This is a genomic window from Pasteurella testudinis DSM 23072 (genome assembly GCF_900176075.1).
GTDB lineage: Bacteria > Pseudomonadota > Gammaproteobacteria > Enterobacterales > Pasteurellaceae > Chelonobacter > Chelonobacter testudinis.
Genome location: NZ_FWWV01000013.1, coordinates 1 through 18,086, shown reverse-complemented (window position 1 = coordinate 18,086; position 18,086 = coordinate 1). Strand labels below are relative to the sequence as shown.

The window sequence follows — 18,086 nt, the reverse complement described above, 5'->3', positions numbered from 1 at the left end:
CCCACATTTAGAAAGAGAAATAAAAATGAAACAAAATTTCCTTGCCGAGATCGGCACAGAAGAGTTGCCACCGAAGGCACTTAAAAAATTAGCTACAGCGTTTGCGGAGAATGTAGAGCAAGAGTTAAATCAAGCGGGTTTGGCTTTTGAACAGGTTGAATGGTTTGCCGCACCGCGTCGTTTAGCGGTGAAAGTGTTGGGATTAGCAACTTCACAACCAAGCAAAGAAGTGGAAAAACGTGGGCCTGCGGTTGCGGCGGCGTTTGATGCGGAAGGTAAGCCGACCAAAGCGGCAGAAGGCTGGGCGCGTGGTTGTGGGATTAGCGTTGATCAAGCCGAGCGTATCGCCAGCGATAAAGGCGAATGGCTGGCTTACCGTGCCGTGGTAGAGGGACAGGCGACTAAAAATCTGTTGGTTGGCATTATCAGTAGTGCACTGGCAAAATTACCGATTCCAAAAACCATGCGTTGGGGCGATAAAAGCGAGCAGTTTGTGCGTCCGGTGCATACCGTCACTTTATTATTGGGTGATGAATTGATTCAGGGCGAAATTTTGGGCGTAGCGAGCGGCACGACTATTCGCGGACACCGTTTCTTAGTCGAGCGCGAATTCCAAATCAGCCATGCGGATCAATATCCTGCGTTGTTAGCGGAAAAAGGGGCGGTGATTGCCGATTTCAACCAGCGGAAAGCCTTGATTTTAGCCAAAGCACAAGAGAAAGCCACCGCACTTGGCGGTGTGGCGGATATTGAAGAGGATCTGCTTGATGAAGTCACTTCATTGGTGGAATACCCGAATGTGTTAAGCGCCACCTTTGAAGAGCGGTTCTTGGCCGTGCCGGCGGAAGCCTTGGTTTACACCATGAAAGGCGACCAAAAGTATTTCCCGATTTACGATAAAGACGGCAAATTACTACCGCACTTTATCTTTGTTTCCAATATCAATCCGCAAGATCCGAGCGCGATCATCGAAGGCAACGAAAAAGTGGTGCGTCCACGTTTAACCGATGCGGAATTTTTCTTTAAAACCGACTTAAAACAGCGTTTGGAAGACAATTTGCCACGCTTGGAAACCGTGTTATTCCAACAGCAATTGGGCACGTTACGCGATAAAACTGCACGAATCGAACAGTTAAGCGGCATTATCGCGGCGCAAATCGGTGCGGACGAAACCCAAGCCAAACGTGCCGGGTTGCTGTCAAAATGCGATTTGATGACCAACATGGTGTTTGAGTTTACCGATACCCAAGGCGTGATGGGCATGCACTACGCCCGTCATGACGGCGAAGACGAAGCGGTGGCGGTAGCGTTGAACGAACAGTATATGCCGCGTTTTGCCGGTGACGAATTGCCGCACAGTTTGGTGGCGTGTTCGGTGGCGCTGGCGGATAAATTGGATACCTTGAGCGGTATTTTCGGTATCGGGCAATACCCGAAAGGCGATAAAGATCCGTTTGCCTTGCGCCGCGCGGCACTGGGCGTATTACGGATTATCGTCGAGAAAAAACTGCCGTTAGATTTGCAAACCTTAGTGCAAAGTGCGGTTGAATTGTACGGAGATAAATTAACTAACGCCAACGTAGTAACGGACGTGGTGGACTTTATGCTCGCTCGTTTCCGTGCGTGGTATCAAGACGAAGGTTTCAGTGTTGATGTGATCCAAGCGGTGTTGGCGCGTCGTCCGACCAAACCTGCCGATTTTGACAAACGTGTGCGTGCGGTGGCGCATTTCCGCACCTTAGATTCCGCCGAAGCCCTTGCCGCCGCCAACAAACGGGTATCGAATATTCTGGCAAAAGTCGAAGGGCAATTGCCGACACGGGTTGACCGCACTTTATGCCAAGATCCTGCGGAAATTGCACTTGCGGAGCAAGTTGCGGAATTGCAGCAAAAACTGCAACCGTTATTTGCCAACGGCGGCTATCAGACCGCACTTGAGCAGCTAGCAGCCCTGCGCCAGCCGATTGATAACTTCTTCGATAATGTGATGGTGAATGCGGAAGATCCGGCATTGCGTAACAACCGTTTGGCGTTGTTGCATAACTTGAGAGAATTATTCCTACAAGTGGCGGATATTTCGTTGTTGCAGTAAACGTAAATTGTAGCAAAATGAGAACCGTTGCGGCGAAAGTCGTGACGGTTTTTTATTTCAAATGAAATGTTTTTATGATGAGTATCACAAATTGATAGTGAAAATGCGCATTTGCATTGACATTTTTATGTCCCGTCTCTATGGTGAAATTGTTTGTTTTTTCAGCAAAAGTTAACTTGACCTGTCGAATTAGCCTTCTAACCAAACCGCTCTATGAGGTGCTCATTATGTCGATAATAGACCTGAAAATGTTTCTGCGAGATCTAAAATCCATCGTTAATATCGAATCTTACAGTTATGATCCGCAAGGAAAAGCGCAAGTTATCAACTTCTTACGAGAAAAATTTCATGCGTTAAATTGGCACATTGAAGAATATCCCCTTGATTCATCGGTCGGCTCGGCTTTGGTCTGCATGAATCGCAAAGTTGACGCTTTTGATGTTTTACTCTCCGGGCATATGGATACCGTGTTTAAAATAGGTACGACCAAAACCAGACCGTTTAGCGAAGACGGGAAAAGGGCATATGGCCCCGGCGTATGCGATATGAAGCAAGGATTAATCCAAGCCTACCATGTTTGCAGACTTCTGACCGAAAATAATGAAATCGGTGAAGGGAATATCTGTGTTATTTTCAATCCTGATGAAGAGATCAGCTCGATTTATTCTCGCCCGTTATTGGAAAAATTGGCAGCGAAAAGTCGTTACGCCATTATTTTAGAGCCAGCCAGAGCAAATGGTAATTTGGTGAATGAACGTAAAGGGGTGGGAAAATACATACTCGAGTTTTTTGGAAAAGAAGCGCATGCTGCGGTTAATCCGGAAGCCGGTGCCAATGCGATTAACGCCTGTATCGAAACGTGCCAAATGCTATTAGCGCAAGTGAAACCGGAGAAAGGAAATATGCTGAATATCGGAACGATTGAAGGCGGAACCACGCCGAATACGGTTCCGGCTTACGCTAAAATTCAAATCGATTGCCGATTTATATCTGCGCTTGAGTCGGAAAGATTGGATGCATTGATTCAAAATTTACACGGCAAGATCACCAAACAAGGGGTTAGAATTGGTGTTGCAGGTGGAATAACCCGTCCGCCTTGGGCAAAAACAAAAAACGGATTGGCGTTTTGCGCCGAAGTTGATCAAATTAAGCAGCGGCTTGGGATCCAAGCAGACTGGGCTTCTACCGGCGGCGCTTCCGATGGTAATTTTTTTGCTGCATTAGGCGTACCGACCATTGACGGCATGGGAATTGTCGGTGGTAGGCAGCACAGTCCGGAGGAGTATTTAGAGATTGATTCGATTATTCCGCGCACGACTTTATTATATGAAACTGTGAAGTTCTGTTTATCCAAATGATAAGGAGAGATAGCTTATGCTTGGTTTAATTATTGCATCTATTGTTACCCTAGCCGTTGGTTATTTAATCGTTAAAAAATATAAAGCCCAAGTTGTTTTGTTGTGCGGCGGTATTATTTTAATGTGTTTTGCCGTGTTGTTTGGATTGGGCGAAATTTTACCGGCGGATAAATCGACAGGTTGGGTAGGATTTGATATTTTTGAGTTTATTAAAAATGTTTTTAGTTCTAGAACGGCAGATCTTGGCTTAATGATTATGGCAGTCGGAGGGTTTGCCCGCTATATGGATCATACCGGCGCAAGTAAAACATTGGTTAAATATTCGATCAAACCGTTAAAAAATATTAAAGCACCCTATTTAATGTTAGGATTTGCTTATATTATCGGACAATTACTCAATATTTTTATTCCAAGTGCCTCTGGTTTGGGGCTGTTGTTAATGCTTACACTCTTCCCGATTTTAGTTAATTTAGGGGTGAGCCGTGAAGGGGCTACCGCCGTGATAGGAACGACAGCTTGTTTGGATTTGGGACCGGCTTCCGGAAATGCCGTATTAGCCGCTAAAACAGCCGAAATAGATATCGCTGGTTATTTTGTGACATATCAGATTCCATTGGCAGTATTGACAATGCTGGTGATTGCCGTTTCACATATTTTGGTGCAGAAATGGTTTGATAGCCGTCAGCAAACCGATAATACGATAGTTTCGGCAGCCGTTAATTCTTATTCTGAGGAAGAAACGCCGCCGATTATTTATATTTTATTACCACTCTTACCGCTCTTTTTAATTTTAACGTTTAGTAAACTCGTGATTGCCGGTATAAGAATGAATGTGGTCACTGCAATGTTGATTAGTTTATTTACTGCAATGATTTTTGAATTAATAAGAAAACGGGATATGAAAACGGTATTTGCCGATATTCAGGTATTCTTTGATGGCATGGGAAAACAATTTGCCGTGGTTATTACGTTAATTGTCGCCGGTGAAACGTTTGCCAAAGGTTTAACTGCGATAGGGGCGATTGATACGATTATTTCTGGGGCGCAAACATCGGGTTTTGGTATTTTTACTATGACGGCGGTTATGGTTGGGATCATCGCACTCTCCGCCATTGTGATGGGATCAGGCAACGCGCCGTTCTTTGCTTTTTCGGCATTAGCGCCCAAAGTAGCGACTTCATTGGGCGTGCCGTCAGTGCTGATGTTATTGCCAATGCAGCTGGTGGCGGGGATCGCCCGTAGTGTTTCTCCGATTACAGCCGTGATTGTCGCTGTGTCCGGCGTTGCCAATGTATCGCCGTTTGATGTCGTAAAACGAACAGCCATTCCGATGGCTTTGGCATTATTGACGGTGTTATCCGGCACATTTATGCTGTTTCATTAATAACGCGATTAGCCGTAATTTATGGTGTTGATTACGGCTAAGTTTTTATCTGATTCCTACGGTACGGTATCCTCATTACCTTTTTGATTTTTGCATTTTCCCAACATACCCCGGCAAATCCGCAATAGAATCCAACACGCCATCTGCCAGCGCTTCGCCTTCCGCCGTAACCGGTTTTCCGCTGCGGACCAAGACGGTGTGTGCTACGCCGGCGGCTTTGCCGGCCATGATGTCTTCGATTTTGTCACCGACCATAAAAGAGCGGTTGAGATCGATGCCGAGTTTGGCGGCGGCTTGCAGCAGCATACCGGCTTTCGGCTTGCGGCAGTCGCAGTCTTGGCGGTATTCACCGATGCCGTCGGGCAAGTGCGGACAGTAGTAGATACCGTCGAAATCCACACCGCGATCCGCCAGTGACCAGTCGAACCATTCGGTCAGTTGCAGAAACTGATCTTCGCTGAAATAGCCTCTGGCAATGCCGGATTGATTGGTGACCAGCACCAGTAGATAGCCCCGTTGTTTCAGTTCGAGGAGGGCTTCAATACTGCCTTCGATAAACTCAAATTGATCGATTTGATGTACATAACCGTGATCGATATTGATGGTACCGTCACGATCTAAAAAAATGGCTTTTTTCATGTTCGCCTCACTGATTGGCTTGTTTTTCTTGTCGCGATTATAGCGTAAAACGGGCTGGAAATCGGTAATACCGCACTTTTATTAATACAAAGCGCCATAAAACATCTAACTTATAACAGCTTACTATAAAAAAGGGCTAACTACAGGTTGACATGGCAATCTGGACGTCTAAAATAGCGAAATGATTTTAATGATCCCAATGATAAAAGGGCTTACATGATTAAGCTAAAAAATATAAATAAAATTTTTGAGGCAAATGGGAAAAAACTGACCGCATTGGATAATGTCAATCTGGAGATTCCGAAAGGGCAGATTTGTGGGGTTATCGGTGCTTCCGGCGCGGGGAAAAGTACGTTAATCCGTTGTGCCAATCTGCTGGAGCAGCCGAGCAGCGGTCAGGTGTTTGTCGACGGGCAGGAATTGACGGCAATGAATGCCAGCGAGCTGGTGAATGCCCGTCGCCATATCGGTATGATTTTTCAGCATTTTAATTTGTTGAGCAATCGCACGGTGTTCGGCAATGTGGCGTTGCCGCTGGAGTTGAACGGCAGCGAGAAAGCGGCGATAAACCGGCGGGTTGACGAACTGTTGGATTTGGTCGGTTTAAGCGATAAAAAAAATATCTATCCGAGCAATCTTTCAGGCGGACAAAAACAGCGGGTGGCGATTGCGCGGGCGTTGGCGTCGGAGCCGAAAGTGTTGTTGTGTGACGAGGCGACCAGTGCGCTTGATCCGGCAACTACCCAATCCATTTTGGCATTATTACAGGAAATCAACCAAAAGTTGGGCTTGACCATTTTGCTGATTACCCATGAAATGGAAGTGGTGAAGCAGATTTGTCATCAAGTGGTGGTGATTGATAAAGGGCAGTTGGTCGAGAGCGGCAGCGTGAGTGAAATTTTCTCCAATCCGAAAACCGATTTGGCGAAAAGTTTTATTCAATCAACATTCCGTATCAATTTACCGAAAGAGTATATGGAGCAGCTCTCGCCAGCACCGAAAGGGGCGGATTCCTACCCGATTATCAAGTTTGAGTTTACCGGCCGTTCGGTCGATGCACCGCTGTTGTCGCAAACCTCGAAAAAGTTCGGTGTGGATTTGAGTATTTTGGTGTCGCAGATTGATTATATTGGCGGCGTAAAATTCGGTTTTACCATTGCCGAAGTTGAGGGGCCGGAAGATGCGATTACCGAAGCCAAAATTTATTTAATGGAACATAATGTGCGAGTTGAGGTGTTAGGTTATGTTTGATCGCTTAACGCCACAAGTGTGGCAGATGATTTTAAATGCCACCGGTGAAACCTTATATATGGTTTTTGCTTCCGGTTTTCTGGCAGCACTGTTTGCCATTCCATTGGGCGTGTTGCTGTTTATCACGCGTCCGGGGGAAATCAAACAAAACCCGAAACTGTATCGCATTATCAGTGTGGCGGTAAATATCGGGCGGGCGATTCCGTTTGTGATTTTACTGTTCTGGATTATTCCGTTCACGCGTGCGTTGGTCGGCTCGTCTATCGGTACCACAGCGGCGGTTGTGCCGTTGACCGTAGCGGCGATTCCGTTTGTCGCCCGTTTGGTGGAAGGCGCACTGTTGGAAATTCCGGCAGGGCTGACCGAAGCGGCACGGGCAATGGGGGCAACCAATTTGCAAATTATCGGCAAATTTTTGTTGCCTGAGGCGCTACCGGCATTAATCAACGGCTTAACCATTACCTTGGTGACGCTGGTCAATTATTCCGCGATGGCAGGCATTGTCGGCGGCGGCGGTTTGGGAGACGTGGCAATCCGTTACGGCTACCAGACCAATGTGCCGGAAATTTTAACTACCGTGGTGATCATTTTGGTCGCGATGGTGCAATTGATTCAATTTGTGGGCGACTCACTGGTTCGCTATGTTGATCACCGTTAGGTTTTATTCATCACTATTTACCAAAAAGGAAAATACCATCATGAAATTAAAAAACATTTTCACCTTGAGCGCATTGGCGACTGCGGTTGCATTTTCCGGTTCGGCATTGGCGAAAGACGGTAAAATTAAAGTCGGCATTCAAACCGGCCCCGAATTTTCCGTCGCGGAAGTAGCGAAGCAAGTGGCGAAAGATCAATTCGGTTTAGAGGTTGAATTGGTACCGTTTACCGATTATGTGACTCCGAACGTGGCATTGGAAGAAAAGTCGATTGATGCCAATGCGTTCCAACACAAACCGTATTTAGATGCGCAAGTGGAAGCGCGCGGTCTGAAAGGGTTGGTGATTGTCGGTAATACTTTTGTTTATCCGATTGCCGCCTATTCCAAAAAAATCAGCAAACTGGACGAATTGAAAGACGGCGCAACCGTGGCGATTCCAAACGATCCGACTAACGGTGGGCGTAGCTTGTTATTATTGCAAGCGCAAGGGCTGTTGAAATTGAAAGAAGGCACCGGTTTAACGCCGACCGCACTTGATATTGTCGAAAACCCGAAAAAACTGAAAATTCGCGAATTAGAAGCGCCGTTACTGCCGCAAGTATTACCGGAAGTGGATTTGGCGGTGATCAATAATACTTACGCCGGTCAAGCCGGTTTGTTCCCAAGCACCGATGCGATCTTTGTCGAAGATAAAGATTCGCCATACGTCAATATTATTGTGGCACGCGAAGACAATAAAGAAGATCAAGATGTGGTTAACTTTGTTAAAGCGTATAACTCCGAAGCGGTGTATGAAAAAGCCAAACAAGAGTTTAAAGACTCAGTGGTGAAAGGCTGGTAATTAACCTTAATCCGCTCTACAATGAGTAAATATATAATAGTATCAATAGGTTGATTGAGAGTTTCTCTTAATCAACCGATTTTTTTATAGAATGTGAAGCGAAAAAATGACTGAATTAGCAACGCCGTATTATTTGATTGATAAAAGCAAATTACTGAAAAATATGCAGAAAATTGCTTATTTGCGTGAACGTTCCGGTGCCAAAGCACTGTTGGCACTAAAATGTTTTGCTACTTGGGGTGTGTTTGATTTTATGCGCGAATATATGGACGGCACGACTTCCTCGTCATTGTATGAAGTCAAGCTCGGACAAAGCAAATTCGGCGGCGAAACCCATGCTTACAGCGTGGCTTACAGCGATGCGGAAATTGCCGAAGTGGTTGCCAATGCGGATAAAATTATTTTTAATTCGATTAGTCAGCTGAACCGTTTTGCCGAGCAAGCGCAAGGCATTCAACGCGGTTTGCGGGTCAATCCGCGCGTCAGCACCTCTGAGTTTATCTTGGCGGATCCGGCGCGGCCGCACAGCCGTTTAGGCGAATGGGACATGAATAAAATTCGTGAAGTGCTGCCGCTGATTAACGGTTTTATGTTCCACAACAACTGTGAAAACGGCGATTTTGACCGTTTCGATCAAATGTTAAAGCACATCGAAAACGAATTCGGCGAACTCCTGTATCAAGTGGATTGGGTCAGTTTGGGCGGTGGCATTCATTTTACCGGTGAGGGTTATCCGCTCGATCAATTTGCCGATCGTTTAAAACAGTTTGCCGAACAATACGGCGTGCAGGTCTATTTAGAGCCGGGCGAAGCGGCGATTACCCTCAGCACCAGTTTGGAAGTGACGGTGCTGGATACGTTGCATAACGGCAAAGAGCTGGCGATTGTGGACAGCTCGATTGAAGCGCATATGCTGGATTTGCTGATTTACCGCCAAAGCGCTAAACTACAGCCGAATCAGGGCGATTATCACTATATGGTCTGCGGCAAATCTTGTTTGGCGGGCGATATTTTCGGTGAATATCAGTTTGAACAACCGTTGAAAATCGGTGATCGCCTGTCGTTCTGCGACGCCGCCGGTTATACCATGGTGAAAAAGAATTGGTTCAATGGCGTCAATATGCCGTCCATTGCCATGAAAGAATTGAACGGCGAGATTAACTTGATCAAGCAGTTCGATTTTGACGATTACGTTGACAGCTTGTCTTAACCGTTTCTGCGTTATTGCAAGTGGTTTCAACGAATCAATCAGGTCTTGCCGAGTTGGCAAGATTAAACGTCATGCCGGTTATGACCGCACTTTGAAATGAAAAGTGCGGTTGTAATCTGACATTAAGGAGGATTATGCAAACATGAAAAAAAACATCTTAATTATTGGTGCCGGTGGTGTGGCTCAAGTCGTCGCACATAAATGCGCCCAACACAACGATATTTTAGGTTCTATCGCCATTGCTTCACGCGGCATCAGCAAATGCCAAGATATTGCCAACAGCGTGCGTGAAAAAAACGCCTTTAAAATTCCCGCTGAAATTGCCTGTTTTGAACTCGATGCGTTCAATATTGAAGCGACCAAATCCATCATCAAAGAAACCGAAGCGCAGATTGTGATCAATGTCGGCTCGGCATTTCTCAATATGTCGGTGCTGCAAGCCTGTATCGAAACCGGTGCGGCTTATTTGGATACGGCAATTCACGAAGAACCGCATAAAATCTGTGAAACGCCGCCGTGGTACAATAATTACGAATGGCAACGCCGTGAAATCTGCGCAAAGAATAAGATTACCGCGATTTTAGGCGTGGGATTTGATCCGGGGGTGGTTAACGCCTATGCCGCCGTTGCGGTCAATGACTATTTAGATCAAACCGATAGCCTTGATATTATTGATATTAATGCCGGTAGTCATGGTCGCTATTTTGCCACCAATTTCGATCCGGAGATCAATTTCCGTGAGTTTACCGGACAAGTCTGGAGTTGGCAGAACAGCCAATGGACCAGCAATCAAATGTTTGAAATTAAGCGGACGGACGACCTGCCGGTTGTCGGTCAGCAAACCTCCTATATGACGGGACATGATGAAATTCACTCCCTGTCGCAAAATCTGAATGTGCCGAATATCCGTTTCTGGATGGGATTCGGCGAACACTATATTAATGTCTTCACCGTATTGAAGAATCTTGGTTTGTTATCCGAACAGCCGGTCACCACCGCCGAAGGCTTGGAAGTGATTCCGTTAAAAGTGGTGAAAGCGGTGTTGCCGGATCCCTCTTCATTGGCGCCGGATTACAGCGGAAAAACCTGTATCGGCACCCTTGCAAAAGGCAAGAAAGACGGTAAGGAAAAAGAAGTCTTTATCTACAACGTGGCGGATCATAAGGAAGCCTATGAAGAAGTGGGCAGCCAAGGTATTTCCTACACCGCAGGTGTGCCGCCGGTCGCCGCCGCCATTTTGGTGGCACAAGGCGTGTGGGACGTAGAAAAAATGGTAAATGTGGAGGAGCTGGATCCGAAACCGTTCCTCAATTTGTTGAATCAAATCGGTTTGCCGAATCGGGTTAAAGATGAAAACGGCGATCGGGAATTAGTGTTTTAATCTCGTTTAACTTGTTTTAAGGTAAGAAAAACCGCACTTTTTATTAGCGAAAATTCAGCATAAAAGTGCGGTTTATTTTTGGCGGTTTAAGCGGTTAAAGCACTTTCTTTCTTAACGAAGCCAGAACCGAGACGATTAAAATGATAAACACCATTGTCATGGATAAGGCAATCGGTATATGGATCCCAGTCATCACCAACAGCATCTTGATGCCGATAAAAATCAAAATCACCGCCAAGCCGTATTTGAGATAGACAAAACGATCGGCAATGTCGGCTAAGACAAAATACATCGCTCGTAAGCCGAGAATGGCGAAGATATTTGAGGTCAGCACAATAAACGGATCGGTGGTGACCGCAAACACAGCCGGAATGCTGTCTACAGCAAATACGACGTCACTCAATTCCACCATAATCAGCACCAACACCAGCGGGGTAAACAGTTTTTTACCGTTTTCGACGGTCAGAAATTTTTCGCCATCAAATTGGCTGCTGAGACGTAAATGGCGACGAAGCCAGTTTAATAGCCAGTTTTTCGATAAATCTTCCCCGTTTTCTCCCTCTTTTGCCGTGAAGATTTTGAAACCGCTGTAAACGAGGAAAATACCGAAAATATACAAAATCCATTCGTATTCGCGAATCAAAATAGCGCCGATTGCGATCATAATGGTACGCATGATGATGGCACCGAGTACGCCGTACAATAATACTTTGTGCTGATACTGCGGCGGCACTTTGAAATAACTGAAAATCATCAGAAAAACAAACAGGTTATCGACCGATAACGATTTTTCCAATACATAACCGGTCAGAAACTCCATGACTTTTTCGCCGGCGAGTTTGCTGCCGTAAGCGGGGTTGGAAGCGAGTTCGAAGTAGAGCCATAGGGCAAACAAGCAGGAAACCGAGACCCAGACCACGCTCCACCACATCGCTTCTTTGACACTGACTTTATGCGCACCGCTCTTTTTCAGGCTTAACAGATCAATCGCCAGCATAATCACAACGACAACAGAAAATATTCCGTAAAACATCGGGCTGCCGATATCGGGTAAAGAGGGATTAGCCATATAAAAAATAATACTCCATAGAAAAATAATGGCTCATTATCGGCTATTTTGGCATTTATACAAGATGCGGAAATTTATTTTTATCTTTATCGGCTCATGATTTCTCGGTTTCCGTCTCAAGAAGGAGGGAAAGCAGATAATCATTCATCGGGAAAACGGATAAATAACAAGCCGCCGTTAACCAGATTAACGGCGGCTTGCAGTAAAACGTAAAAGTGCGGTTAGGCGTTATAACCAGCGGATTCCGCGAATGATTACAGACTTTCAGTGAAAGTACGGGCGATAACGTCGCGTTGTTGTTCAGGGGTTAATGAGTTGAAACGTACGGCATAACCGGAAACACGAATGGTCAACTGTGGGTATTTTTCAGGGTTGTTAACCGCATCTTCCAATGTTTCACGACGTAATACGTTCACGTTCAGGTGTTGGCCACCTTCCACTTTTACGGTCGGTGCAACGTCAACCGGCAGTTCGCGATATTCAATCTGTCCCAATTCGTTGATTGCAACAACTTGGTCTTCGGCGAAATCGCCTTTGGCACATAAGCAGCGGGCTTCGCCTTTGTCGCTGTCCAATAACCAGAAAGAATTTAATAACGCATCGTTAGCGGCTTGAGTAATTTGAATACCTTTAATCATGATAGAACTCCAATATTATAGTGGGTGGATTAAATTAATTGCTCAGAATTTTATCAAATCGGTTGAAATTATCAAATAAATTTAAGTTGAATTGACCCATAACCAGTGATTATTTTTTTGGCAAATTGTCTTATTTGATTTGGGTCAATAAATTACTGCGATTAATGATGGTTAATTAACGTTATCGCTATTTATTTGTTACATTTAAACAACAATATTGGACGAGAATAAAAAATCCTTGCTAGGATTTTTGTCGCCCTTTGCCTATAATTCGTAAAAAAGCCACTGCAGGAAAAATAAAAATGAAGACATGGAGCGACGCCATCGGGCAAGAGAAGCGGCAGCCTTACTTTTTGAATATTTTAAAACAGGTAGAACAAGCTAAAAAGAGCGGTAAAAGGGTATATCCGCCGCATGATGAAGTGTTCACCGCTTTTCGCTTGACGGAGTTTGAGCAAGTGAAAGTGGTGATTTTAGGACAAGATCCGTACCACGGTCCGAATCAGGCGCACGGTTTGGCCTTTTCGGTGAAGCCGGGGATCGCACCGCCGCCTTCGTTGCTAAATATGTATAAAGAGCTGGCAACGGACATTAGCGGTTTTGACATTCCTCAACACGGCTATTTGGCAAGCTGGGCGCAGCAGGGCGTATTATTGTTGAATACGGTATTGACCGTTGAGCGCGGGCAAGCCCATTCGCACGCCAATTTCGGTTGGGAAACCTTTACCGATAAAGTGATTGAGCAGTTAAACCAAGCCCGTGACAAGCTGGTGTTTTTATTGTGGGGCAGTCATGCGCAGCGTAAAGGGCAGTTTATTGATCGGCAACGCCATCTGGTTTTAACCGCGCCGCACCCGTCGCCGTTATCGGCTTATCGCGGCTTTTTCGGTTGCCGGCATTTTTCTAAAACCAACGATTATTTGCAGCAGCACGGGCAACCGCCGATAGATTGGCGGCTACCGCCGAGTGTTGAATAACGGCAGGCAAAAGTGCGGTTTAGCATTTGGAATTAGAGAATTGGCGTGAGTTTTGTTATAATCACGCTTTGGTTTTACTTCATCTATGGAAACCCTATGTTAGCGATTATCTCTCCAGCGAAAACGCTGGATTTTCAGTCTGAAATTCCGCAATTTAATTTCACTCGGCCGGCACTAACCCGATACAGCCAACAATTGATCGAGGTATGCCGTGACCTGACGCCGGCACAAATCGGTTCTTTAATGCACATCAGCGACAAATTGGCCGGCCTGAACGCGGCACGTTTTGCCGAGTGGCAAACGGAACATACCTTGGAAAACGCTAAAGCGGCGATTTACGCGTTTAAAGGCGATGTTTACACCGGACTGGCGGCGGAGAGCTTGAGTCATGATGATATTTTATATGCGCAACAGCATTTGCGAGTGTTATCAGGGCTTTACGGTTTATTAAAGCCGTTGGATCTCATGCAGCCGTACCGCTTGGAAATGGGCACGAAACTGGCCAATCCAGGCGGTAAAAACCTGTATGAGTTTTGGGGCGATGTGATTACCGAACAGTTACAAACCGCACTTGACGAGCAACAAGATGCCGTTCTGCTTAATTTGGCGTCCGATGAATATTACAAAGCGGTTAAACCGCGTTTACTAAAGGCATGCATTGTTAAACCGATTTTCCTCGACTATAAAAACGGCACTTATAAAGTGATTAGTTTTTATGCCAAAAAAGCGCGCGGTTTGATGTGCCGTTATTTGATTCAAAATCGAATCAGCAGTGTGGACGGTTTAAAACAATTTAATTCGGCCGGTTACTGGTTTGACTCCAATGCCTCCGGTAGCGATGAACTGGTGTTCAAACGCGATTCGCAGGATTAAACTATGCACTTCAAATCGTATTTGCTGCTTGTTTTCGCCTTACTGATGACCGCTTGCTCGGCAACGGAACCGAGCAAAACCTTTCGCGCCAGTGAAAAAGTGACGTTTAACGGCAAAACCTTTCAGCGTGGCAAAATGCTGGATTTGGTGGAAATGGTGCGTTATGTCTATAACCCGAACGGCGATGGCAGTTCAAGGGAGAAAGTGGTCCTGTTTTTTGATCGCAACCAGTATGGCTTAAGCCTGCAACAGCGGCTGGAACTCCGCCAAAAAAGTTATCAACAGAGCGATAATACCTTAGCCGAAATGACGATTACGGATGATACCCTCTATTCACAACTGGTTTACCGCCCGAGCGAGCGCTTTGCTTATTGGGGCGTCGAAGTGGCGAAAGGGCGGAATATGGCTGATTGCGGCTTTCTGGAGTTTCAATACAGCTATGGCGTGAATGGGGAAAAACAGGCGAAAGCGAAAGAAAACGCTTTTTTACAACAGCGGGTTTATCCGAAGGCGCATAAAATCCTACAACAATTGCAACAACAGCCGTGGATATGGCAGTGTGATTAAACGTGCAGTGACCGATTATGTATGAAAAATATGGACGCTTAGTGCGTCGCGCTTCAATTTTGGCAGTGTTGACCGCACTTGGTCTGATTCTTATCAAAGGCGTGGCATGGTGGCAAACCGGATCGGTCAGTATGTTGGCATCGATCATTGATTCGTTATTGGATCTGCTTGCCTCGTTTACCAGCATGATTATTCTGCGTTTTTCGCTGATGCCTGCCGATGATAACCACTCCTTCGGTCATGGAAAAGCAGAGTCTTTAGCCACCTTGATTCAAGGTGCGTTTATTTCCGGTTCGGCGATTTTACTGCTATTGCAGGGCATTGAACGGATTATGAATCCACAGCCGTTACAATCGGCTTCAGTCGGGATTGTGGTCACTGTGATTGCCTTGATCCTGACGTTTGTCTTGATTCGTTATCAAAGTTATGTGATTCGCCAAACCCAAAGTCCGGCAATCCGAGCCGACAAATTGCACTATGAAACCGACTTGTTGATGAACGTGGCGGTGTTGTTGTCACTGGGGCTGAGTGCGTTTGGTTATATTTATGCCGACGGGATCTTTGCCTTGCTAATTGCGCTGTATATTTTAGCGAATGCACTCAAAATGCTGTTTGAGGCGATGCAACTGTTGCTTGACCGCACTTTGCCAGCAGATGAAATTGATCTCATTTGGAAAATCGCTTCCAGCCAAGCAAATATTATCGGCATTCATGATCTGCGCACCCGTCGCTCCGGCGCGATTCGTTTTATCCAGCTGCATTTGGAATTGGACGATAGCCTGCCGTTATGGAAAGCCCACCAGATCACCGATAATTTGGAAAACCGGCTGTTAATGGCGTTTCCGATGTCGGATATTATTATTCATCAAGAGCCAACTTCGGTGGTGCAAAAAGAGCAAAAATTAATAAAACGCTAAAGTGTTTTGTGTTTGTCATAAAATCGAAACATAAAATTGGCAAAATGTTAAAAGTAGATAAAAAAATTGAGAAAACGTCATTTTTCTATAGAGAGTAAATAAGGGATCGTGTACCCTACACACAAAATTATTTTAATCATTTAAAGAAATAGAAGGGAAATTCAACATGGTAAAAAAAGTTGCGATTTTAACCAGCGGCGGCGATGCCCCGGGTATGAATGCAGCCATTCGTGGCGTGGTGCGTTCGGCACTGTTTGAAGGTATAGAAGTTTACGGTGTATATAATGGGTATTCAGGGCTTTATAATAATGAAATCAAAAAGTTAGAGCGATTTTCCGTTTCTGATATTATTGGACGCGGCGGCACGTTTTTAGGTTCTGCCCGTTTTCCGGAATTTAAAGATCCAGCGGTTCGAGCTAAGGCGGTTGAAAACTTGAAAGCGCACGGTATTGATTCGTTGGTAGTCATCGGCGGTGACGGCTCTTATATGGGGGCAAAATTGATCACTGAAGAGTATGGTTTTCCATGTATCGGGATTCCGGGTACTATTGATAATGATGTGGCGGGTACGGATTATACCATCGGATATCAAACCGCACTTGAAACCGCATTGGAAGCGATTGACCGCCTGCGTGACACCTCAAGCTCACATCAACGGGTTTCGATTATCGAAATTATGGGGCGCCATTGCGGTGATTTAACGCTGGGCGCGGCGATTGCCGGCGGTTGTGAATTTATCGTGGTGCCGGAGCGTCCGTTTGAGCGTGAGGCTTTGATCAAGAAAGTCGAATACGGTTTCCAAAAAGGCAAACGTCACGCCATTATTGCGATTACCGAATATATCTGCGATGTAAATGAATTGGCGAAAGAAATCGAATCCCGAGTGAAACTGGAAACCCGCGCTACTGTATTGGGACATGTTCAACGTGGTGGCGCACCTTGCGCTTTCGATCGTATTTTGGCTTCACGCATGGGAGTTTATGCCGTTGAACTATTGAAAGAAGGCATCGGTGGGCGTTGCATCGGCATCCAGAATGAAAAACTGGTACACCATGACATTATTGATGCCATTACCAATATGAAACGTCCGTTTAAAGCAGATTGGTTTGAAGCCTCAAGAAAACTGTATTAATTCATTGCAGAATGCTACGAAACCCATCACATATTATGCGATGGGTTTTTTATTATTTATTTCCCCAACCGCTCTTTATAATGGCGGCGACAGACGGAAAGATAGCTGTCGTTGCCACCGATTTGGATTTGTTCACCGGCTTGCACGACCTCACCGTTTGCATTCAAGCGCAACACGAAATTGGCTTTGCGTCCGCAATAACAGATGGTTTTCAGTTCTTCCAACTGATCCGCCCATGCCAACAGATAGCGGCTGCCTTCAAATAATTCCCCCTGGAAATCGGTGCGCAAGCCGTAGCATAGCACCGGAATATGAAGTTTATCCACAACATCGCTTAATTGATAAACTTGCGCTTTACTTAAAAATTGCGCTTCATCTACCAAAATACAGTGTAAAGGTTTCTGATTAATCTGGTGTTTGATTTGTTGGTATAAATCTGTTTCCGTTGTGAAAACTAAGGCATCTTGGCTGATACCGATTCGAGAAGTCACTTTTGCGGTACCGAAGCGATTATCGATTGCTGCGGTATAAACCAGCGTATTCATCTGCCGTTCTTGATAGTTGTATGAGGATTGCAGTAAGGTCGTCGACTTGCCTGCGTTCATCGAAGAATAATAAAAATAAAGTTTTGCCATATTGTTTTGTCATCAGTAGTTAAAATTAGCTTAGTTGCCAATCCAGCCTGGCAATCTTAATCGACTGATTTGTATAAGCTATTTAAAATAAAGAGTTCTGGCAGAATGCTACCATAACCAAAGAAGTTCGCAAATAAAAGCAAGCGATAAATAACAAGATAAAAAATCAAGCGGCTTTAGTTTAAAAGATGAGCTGGAAAGTGATTTTCACGGTGTTTCGGTATAAAAAAACAGCGGTTGAGAAAAAGATTAGAAAAAAGGTCGAAAAAGGGGTTGCAAAGATTTGCCGAATGTCTATAATGCGCACCTCACAACGACGCAGCGTTCTGTTTAAGAGGTTGGCGGTTGTGACTGTTCTTTAACAATATATCAGACAATCTGTGTGGGCACTTGTGCAAGGCATTGGTAATTAAAAAAGATTTAAAAACTAAAGTCTTAATGAGTGCTGATAGTAAATTCATAAT

General features: G+C 45.2%; 17 protein-coding genes. 13 read left to right on the top strand and 4 right to left on the bottom strand.

Going from position 1 to position 18,086, the window contains the following annotated elements; genetic code table 11:
- Positions 1 to 25: 25 nt before the first annotated feature.
- The 3 genes from glyS (at position 26) to dcuC (ending at position 4,834) form a co-directional block, all read left to right on the top strand.
- Positions 26 to 2,092 (top strand): glycine--tRNA ligase subunit beta, encoded by a 2,067-nt coding sequence (gene glyS, locus B8880_RS06140; protein WP_084256744.1) that lies wholly within the window; start codon positions 26 to 28, stop codon positions 2,090 to 2,092.
- Between the two features lie 140 nt (positions 2,093 to 2,232).
- Positions 2,233 to 3,450, top strand: a complete 1,218-nt coding sequence (locus B8880_RS06135; protein ID WP_244165612.1) for a M20 family metallopeptidase — start codon at positions 2,233 to 2,235, stop codon at positions 3,448 to 3,450.
- 16 nt (positions 3,451 to 3,466) lie between these two features.
- Complete coding sequence (gene dcuC, locus B8880_RS06130) at positions 3,467 to 4,834, top strand: C4-dicarboxylate transporter DcuC (RefSeq protein ID WP_084256743.1); 1,368 nt, start codon at positions 3,467 to 3,469, stop codon at positions 4,832 to 4,834.
- Between the two features lie 75 nt (positions 4,835 to 4,909).
- Here the strand turns inward: dcuC and gmhB are convergent, their stop codons facing one another.
- On the bottom strand, positions 4,910 to 5,473 hold the full coding sequence (gene gmhB, locus B8880_RS06125; protein WP_084256742.1) for a D-glycero-beta-D-manno-heptose 1,7-bisphosphate 7-phosphatase: 564 nt from the start codon (positions 5,471 to 5,473) through the stop codon (positions 4,910 to 4,912).
- A 216-nt stretch (positions 5,474 to 5,689) separates the two neighbouring features.
- Between gmhB and metN the strand changes: the two genes are divergently transcribed.
- The 5 genes from metN (at position 5,690) to B8880_RS06100 (ending at position 10,814) form a co-directional block, all read left to right on the top strand.
- Entirely contained in the window at positions 5,690 to 6,724 is a 1,035-nt protein-coding gene (gene metN, locus B8880_RS06120) for a methionine ABC transporter ATP-binding protein MetN (protein WP_084256741.1), read from the top strand.
- Positions 6,717 to 7,382, top strand: a complete 666-nt coding sequence (locus B8880_RS06115; RefSeq protein WP_084256740.1) for a methionine ABC transporter permease — start codon at positions 6,717 to 6,719, stop codon at positions 7,380 to 7,382. Before metN ends, B8880_RS06115 begins: the two co-directional genes overlap by 8 nt.
- 40 nt (positions 7,383 to 7,422) lie before the next feature.
- Positions 7,423 to 8,223: a methionine ABC transporter substrate-binding lipoprotein MetQ gene (metQ, locus tag B8880_RS06110; protein WP_084256739.1), complete on the top strand. Its 801-nt coding sequence runs from the start codon at positions 7,423 to 7,425 to the stop codon at positions 8,221 to 8,223.
- 106 nt (positions 8,224 to 8,329) lie between these two features.
- Positions 8,330 to 9,433 (top strand): carboxynorspermidine decarboxylase, encoded by a 1,104-nt coding sequence (gene nspC, locus B8880_RS06105; protein WP_084256738.1) that lies wholly within the window; start codon positions 8,330 to 8,332, stop codon positions 9,431 to 9,433.
- Between the two features lie 142 nt (positions 9,434 to 9,575).
- Positions 9,576 to 10,814, top strand: coding sequence for a saccharopine dehydrogenase family protein (locus tag B8880_RS06100; RefSeq protein WP_084256737.1), 1,239 nt, complete (start codon positions 9,576 to 9,578; stop codon positions 10,812 to 10,814).
- A 94-nt stretch (positions 10,815 to 10,908) separates the two neighbouring features.
- Here B8880_RS06100 and B8880_RS06095 read toward each other — a convergent pair whose 3' ends face one another.
- Together B8880_RS06095 and grcA are read right to left on the bottom strand one after the other, a co-directional pair.
- Positions 10,909 to 11,883, bottom strand: a complete 975-nt coding sequence (locus B8880_RS06095) for a TerC family protein (RefSeq protein WP_084256736.1) — start codon at positions 11,881 to 11,883, stop codon at positions 10,909 to 10,911.
- 254 nt (positions 11,884 to 12,137) lie between these two features.
- Complete coding sequence (grcA, locus tag B8880_RS06090) at positions 12,138 to 12,521, bottom strand: autonomous glycyl radical cofactor GrcA (protein ID WP_084256735.1); 384 nt, start codon at positions 12,519 to 12,521, stop codon at positions 12,138 to 12,140.
- 302 nt (positions 12,522 to 12,823) lie between these two features.
- Here grcA and ung point away from each other — a divergent pair, with 302 nt between their 5' ends.
- The 5 genes from ung to pfkA all read left to right on the top strand — a co-directional run bounded on the left by ung (position 12,824) and on the right by pfkA (position 16,987).
- Entirely contained in the window at positions 12,824 to 13,498 is a 675-nt protein-coding gene (ung, locus tag B8880_RS06085) for a uracil-DNA glycosylase (RefSeq protein WP_084256734.1), read from the top strand.
- A gap of 96 nt (positions 13,499 to 13,594) precedes the next feature.
- Entirely contained in the window at positions 13,595 to 14,371 is a 777-nt protein-coding gene (gene yaaA, locus B8880_RS06080; RefSeq protein WP_084256733.1) for a peroxide stress protein YaaA, read from the top strand.
- A gap of 3 nt (positions 14,372 to 14,374) precedes the next feature.
- On the top strand, positions 14,375 to 14,938 hold the full coding sequence (locus B8880_RS06075; RefSeq protein ID WP_084256732.1) for a hypothetical protein: 564 nt from the start codon (positions 14,375 to 14,377) through the stop codon (positions 14,936 to 14,938).
- 17 nt (positions 14,939 to 14,955) lie between these two features.
- Positions 14,956 to 15,855: a cation diffusion facilitator family transporter gene (locus B8880_RS06070; RefSeq protein ID WP_084256731.1), complete on the top strand. Its 900-nt coding sequence runs from the start codon at positions 14,956 to 14,958 to the stop codon at positions 15,853 to 15,855.
- A gap of 166 nt (positions 15,856 to 16,021) precedes the next feature.
- Entirely contained in the window at positions 16,022 to 16,987 is a 966-nt protein-coding gene (gene pfkA, locus B8880_RS06065; RefSeq protein WP_084256730.1) for a 6-phosphofructokinase, read from the top strand.
- 56 nt (positions 16,988 to 17,043) lie between these two features.
- Here pfkA and B8880_RS06060 read toward each other — a convergent pair whose 3' ends face one another.
- Entirely contained in the window at positions 17,044 to 17,622 is a 579-nt protein-coding gene (locus B8880_RS06060) for a thymidine kinase (protein WP_084256729.1), read from the bottom strand.
- Positions 17,623 to 18,086 lie beyond the last annotated feature (464 nt).